This is a genomic window from Pseudonocardia pini, assembly GCF_013870575.1.
Taxonomy (GTDB): domain Bacteria; phylum Actinomycetota; class Actinomycetes; order Mycobacteriales; family Pseudonocardiaceae; genus Pseudonocardia; species Pseudonocardia pini.
Genome location: NZ_JACBXB010000389.1, coordinates 1 through 5,084 on the forward strand (window position 1 = coordinate 1; position 5,084 = coordinate 5,084).

Sequence of the window (5,084 nt, forward strand, 5' to 3'; positions counted from 1 at the left end):
CCCGGGGGCGGTGGCGCACGCGGCGGAGCTGGGGCGGGAGCTGGCGTTCGAGCTCCGGCTGGTGGCGCCGGACCTGCCCCCGTTCGACGTGCCGCCGGGGGAGAGCGAGGCGAGCTGGCTGCGTGCGCTGACCTGGCGGGGCGTCGCGCAGCGGTACGGCAGCCGCGCGGAGAACCGGTTCGCCGCGGACATGGTGAGGCACGAGCTGGAGATCATCGAGGGGAAGAACTTCCCGGGCTACTTCCTGATCGTGGCGGACATCGTGGCGTTCTGCCGCCGCGCCGGGATCCTCTGCCAGGGGCGGGGCTCGGCGGCGAACTCCGCGGTCTGCTTCGCCCTGGGCATCACGAACGTCGACGCGGTGCACCACGGCCTGCTCTTCGAGCGGTTCCTGTCCCCGGACCGGGACGGCTACCCGGACATCGACCTCGACATCGAGTCCGGGCGCCGCGAGGAGGTGATCCAGTACGTCTACGAGCGGTACGCGCGCACGCACGCCGCGCAGGTGGCGAACGTGATCACCTACCGGCCGCGGTCGGCGGTCCGGGACATGGCGAAGGCCCTGGGGTTCTCGCCCGGCCAGCAGGACGCGTGGAGCAAGCGGATCGAGCGCTGGTCGGGGCTGTCGGACTCCGTGGCGCCGGAGGACCTGCCGGGCCCGGTCCTCGCGCTGGCCGACCAGCTGCTCGGCTTCCCGCGCCACCTCGGGATCCACTCCGGCGGCATGGTGATCTGCGACCGGCCGGTGTCCGAGGTCGTGCCGGTGGAGTGGGCGCGCATGGCGGACCGGACCGTCGTGCAGTGGGACAAGGACGACTGTGCGGCCGCCGGGCTGGTCAAGTTCGACCTGCTCGGGCTGGGCATGCTCACCGCGCTGCACCTGATGATGGACCTCGTCGAGCGGTACGAGGGCGAGCCCGTCGAGCTCCACGAGCTGGGCGAGAGCGACCCGGCCGTCTACGAGATGCTGCAGCGGGCGGACTCGGTCGGGGTGTTCCAGGTGGAGTCGCGCGCCCAGATGGCCACGCTGCCCCGGCTGCGGCCCGAGCGGTTCTACGACCTCGTGATCGAGGTGGCGCTGATCCGGCCGGGCCCCATCCAGGGCGGCTCCGTGCACCCGTTCATCAAGCGGCGCAACGAGGAGCAGCGGGGCCTGCCGCGCTCCTGGGAGTACGACCATCCGCTGCTCGCGGGGGCGTTGGAGAAGACACTCGGGGTGCCGCTGTTCCAGGAGCAGCTGATGCAGATCGCGGTGGACGTCGCGGGCTTCTCCGCATCGGACGCGGACGAGCTGCGCCGGGCGATGGGGTCCAAGCGGTCCGCGGAGAAGATGGAGCAGCTGCGGGCGCGGTTCTTCGAGGGCATGGCGGCCAAGGGCATCCCGGACCCCGTGGCCGAGACGATCTTCCAGAAGATGCTGGCCTTCTCGAACTTCGGGTTCCCGGAGAGCCACTCGATCAGCTTCGCGTCGCTGGTCTACTACAGCTCCTGGTTCAAGCTCTACCACCCGGCCGCCTTCTGCGCGGCGCTGCTCAACTCGCAGCCGATGGGCTTCTACTCACCGCAGTCCCTGGTGGCGGACGCGCGCAGGCACGGGGTGAAGGCCTTCGGTCCGGACGTCAACGTCGGCGGTGCGGCCGCGATCCTCGAACCGGACCCGGAGAGCGAGGGCGGCTGGGCGGTCCGGACCGGGCTGCGCGAGATCCGCACGATCGGCACCGAGCTCGCCGAGCGGATCGAGGCCGAGCGGGACCGGGGAGGGCCGTACGCCGGTCTCGCCGACCTGGCCCGGCGCGTACAGCTGACCGGGCCGCAGGCGGAGGCGCTGGCCACGGCAGGCGCGTTCGGCTGCTTCGGGATCGACCGGCGGGCCGCGCTCTGGGCGGCGGGGGTGGTCGCGGGGGTGCGGCCGGAGCACCTGCCGGGCAGCGCGGTGGGGCTGGAGGCGCCCGCGCTCCCGGGGATGACCGACGTGGAGGAGACGGTGGCGGACGTCTGGGCCACCGGCGTCTCCCCGGACAGCCACCCGATGCAGCACCTGCGCGAGCGGCTCGACGGGCTGGGCGCGGTCCGGATCGACCGCCTCGACCCGCTGGGTGGTGACCCGCACGATCCGGACCGGCCGCCCCGCCGCGTGCTGGTCGGTGGGCTGGTCACGCACCGGCAGCGGCCCGCGACCGCCCGCGGGGTCACCTTCGTGAACCTGGAGGACGAGAGCGGGATGCTCAACGTGACCTGCTCGGAGGGGCTGTGGGCGAGATACCGCTCGGTCGCCCTCGGCAGCGCAGCGCTCCTGGTGCGGGGCAGGTTGGAACGCAGCCCCGAGGGCGTCCTGAACCTGGTGGCGGACCGCCTCCAGCGTCTCCCCCTGAAGGTCGCGGTCAAGTCCAGGGACTTCCGGTGACCCCCTCGGCGTCATGGAGCCACAACTGTCGGGTCCACGCCTCGAGAAGACAGTCGTGGCTCCATGACGCGGGCGGTGGCGTGTCAGTGGACCAGCGGCGTGCCCATCGACCGGGCCGGGCCGCCCAGCTCCTGGGTCATCCCGTCCACGAAGATGTAGATCGCGACCAGGCAGAACAGCGCGGCGCCGACACCCGCCACGATCAGCAGACCCGCCGAGCCGGTCAGGGTGGCCACCAGTACGAGTGCCACCGTGACGGTGACCAGCGTGAAGAGTGCGGTGAAGGCCATCGGCAGGCGCAGCGTGGCCAGGGTCAGCACCGCGAACACGGCGAGCCAGGCGATCAGGAAGGTCGCCTGGGCCGTGGCCACGCTGTCCGCGGGGATCTTCAGCCAGTCGTTGACCAGGGAGAGTACGAGGTAGGCGTAGCTCAGCCAGAAGGTCGCGAAGACCGTGAAGATCGCGCCGACCGCGCCCTGCCCGATCCGGATCGCCCACCACCCCGCCACCAGCAGACCCAGGCCGGCCACGGTCAGCGTCATCGGGACGAGGGTCCCGACCGCGGCGGCGGGCAGGTAGCCGATCAGGTAGAGGGTCAGGCCGATGCCGCCGACCAGGAAGGCGGGCAGGCCGAGGAGGGCGGGATTGCCGGTCGGGGCCGCGGGCGCGGCCTCCACCGGCGCTGGGGCCACGGTGCTCTCGATGTGCTCGGGACTGATGTGCTCAGTGCTCATGACACGCTCCAGAGATGGGTTCCATCCGGGCGAGGAGCGTCCAGCTGCGCGGGCCAGGAGTGTGCTCCGTCACACGGTATTAACGTCCACATCGGTGGGTGGCGGTGTCTCAAGCTGACACAGCGCCGACGCGAGACGACCCCGGGTCGCCTGGCGAGGCGTCCCGGGGTCGGTCGTCGGCGGCGGCTACTTCACGATGGCGTTGCCCATCGGCATCGCCTTGCCGCCGAGGTCCTGGGCGAACCCGTCGACCAGGATGTACGCGAAGATCACGCAGAAGGCCAGCGTGGTGATCCCGGCGATGGGGAACAGGCCCGCGTTGCCCGTGCTCACGCCGAGGAAGGCCAGCACGAAGGTGATGTCCACGAACACGAACCCGGCCGTGAAGGCCAGCGGCAGCCGCAGGGTGGCCAGGGTCAGCAGGATGAACACCACGGTGAAGGACAGCAGGTAGGTGCGCTGCACGTTGGCCACCTGCGCGGCGTCGGCCACGCCCCACCAGCCGCTCGTCAGGCCGGCCAGCAGGAAGCCGAAGCTGAGCCAGAAGGCCGAGAACACGCCGAAGATCGCCGAGACCGTGTTCGCGGCCACCCGGGCGGCCCACACCGAGGAGATCATCAGGAACAGGCCCGCGGACAGCGAGACCATCGGGATCATCCCGCCCGGCAGGTTCGCCGTGTCCAGGTAGCCGAGGAACCACAGGCCCAGGGTGATCCCCGAGGGCAGGAAGGTGATCAGACCCAGCAGTGCGGGGTTCGCCGCCGGAGCGGCCACCGCCTGCGGCTCGGCCGCGGCATGCGCCCCCGCCTGCACGTCGCTATCGACACTCATGAATGCTCCTCGTCGAGTCGGTCGGCTGGGGGTGCCACAGGGCGAGGCACCGGCGCCGGCGAGGGGATTGTGCGCCCGGTCACAAGCGCCGCGGACCCTGCGAACGGGCAGATCACGACCTCGACTTCCGCGACGACGCGATCGCCGGGAGGACAGGTCAGCCGGCCGATGGGTGAGCCTCGGGCGGGTGAGGGGACCATGGTCGACGGGACGTCGGCAGGGCCGGAGCGGGCGCCGCCGGTCGGGGCCGCTCTGCGAGGATGGCGGCCGTGACGGCACGGGTGATGGACGGCGAGGCCGCCCTCGCGGAGCTGCTCGCTGACCTGCGGGAGCGGGTGTCGCGGCTGGTCGCGGCGGGTGCGCCCGTCCCCGGCCTGGCCACCGTGGTGGTCGGGAGGGACCCCGCGTCGCAGGCCTACGTCGCCGCCAAGCAACGGGACTGCGCGACGGTCGGGATCCGGTCGCTGCCACGGGAGCTGTCCGCCGGCGTCGGTCAGGAGGGGCTGCTCGCCGTCGTCGACGAGCTGAACGCGGACCCGACCTGTACCGGTCTGCTGGTCCAGCTCCCGCTCCCGCCCGGGTACGCGGAGGGGGAGGCGCTCGCGCGGATCGACCCGGCCAAGGACGTCGACGGGCTCCATCCCGTCAACCTGGGCAGGCTCCTGCTGGGCGAGCCGGGACCCCAGCCGTGCACCCCGCGCGGAATCGTGGCCCTGTGCCGCCGTTACGGCGTGGAGCTGGACGGGGCGCGGGTCGTGGTCGTCGGGCGGGGCCTGACCGTCGGGAGAGGTCTCGTGCCGGTGCTGAGCGGTCGCTCGGTGAACGCGACCGTGGTCGCCTGCCACTCGGGAACCCGTGACCTCGCCGACGAGGTGCGGCGGGCCGACGTGGTGGTCTCCGCGGCGGGCGTCGCCGGGCTGATCACGGCGGACATGGTGCGGCCCGGCACGACGGTGGTGGACGTCGGCATCACGCACACCGAGCTGGGCATGGTCGGGGACGTCTCGCCGGAGGTCGTGGAGGTGGCGGCCCTGCTCGCGCCCGTCCCCGGCGGGGTGGGTCCGATGACGCGCGGGATGCTGCTCTACGGCCGGGTCGTCTGGGGCTGGATGTCC

4 protein-coding genes are annotated in these 5,084 nt (G+C 72.3%); 2 read left to right on the forward strand and 2 right to left on the reverse strand.

All coding sequences use genetic code 11. From position 1 onward, the window contains the following. The coding region (locus H5J29_RS20290; protein WP_181782632.1) for an error-prone DNA polymerase at positions 1 to 2,404 on the forward strand (2,404 nt) is incomplete at its 5' end. A gap of 83 nt (positions 2,405 to 2,487) precedes the next feature. On the opposite strand, the gene H5J29_RS20295 is transcribed toward H5J29_RS20290, so the two are convergent. After that, positions 2,488 to 3,138, reverse strand: coding sequence for a GPR1/FUN34/YaaH family transporter (locus tag H5J29_RS20295; protein WP_181782633.1), 651 nt, complete (start codon positions 3,136 to 3,138; stop codon positions 2,488 to 2,490). 186 nt (positions 3,139 to 3,324) lie between these two features. Further along, positions 3,325 to 3,969: an acetate uptake transporter family protein gene (locus H5J29_RS20300; protein ID WP_181782634.1), complete on the reverse strand. Its 645-nt coding sequence runs from the start codon at positions 3,967 to 3,969 to the stop codon at positions 3,325 to 3,327. Between the two features lie 269 nt (positions 3,970 to 4,238). Here H5J29_RS20300 and H5J29_RS20305 point away from each other — a divergent pair. Then, positions 4,239 to 5,084 (forward strand): bifunctional 5,10-methylenetetrahydrofolate dehydrogenase/5,10-methenyltetrahydrofolate cyclohydrolase (locus H5J29_RS20305; RefSeq protein ID WP_181782635.1); only part of this gene is annotated, 846 nt, incomplete at its 3' end.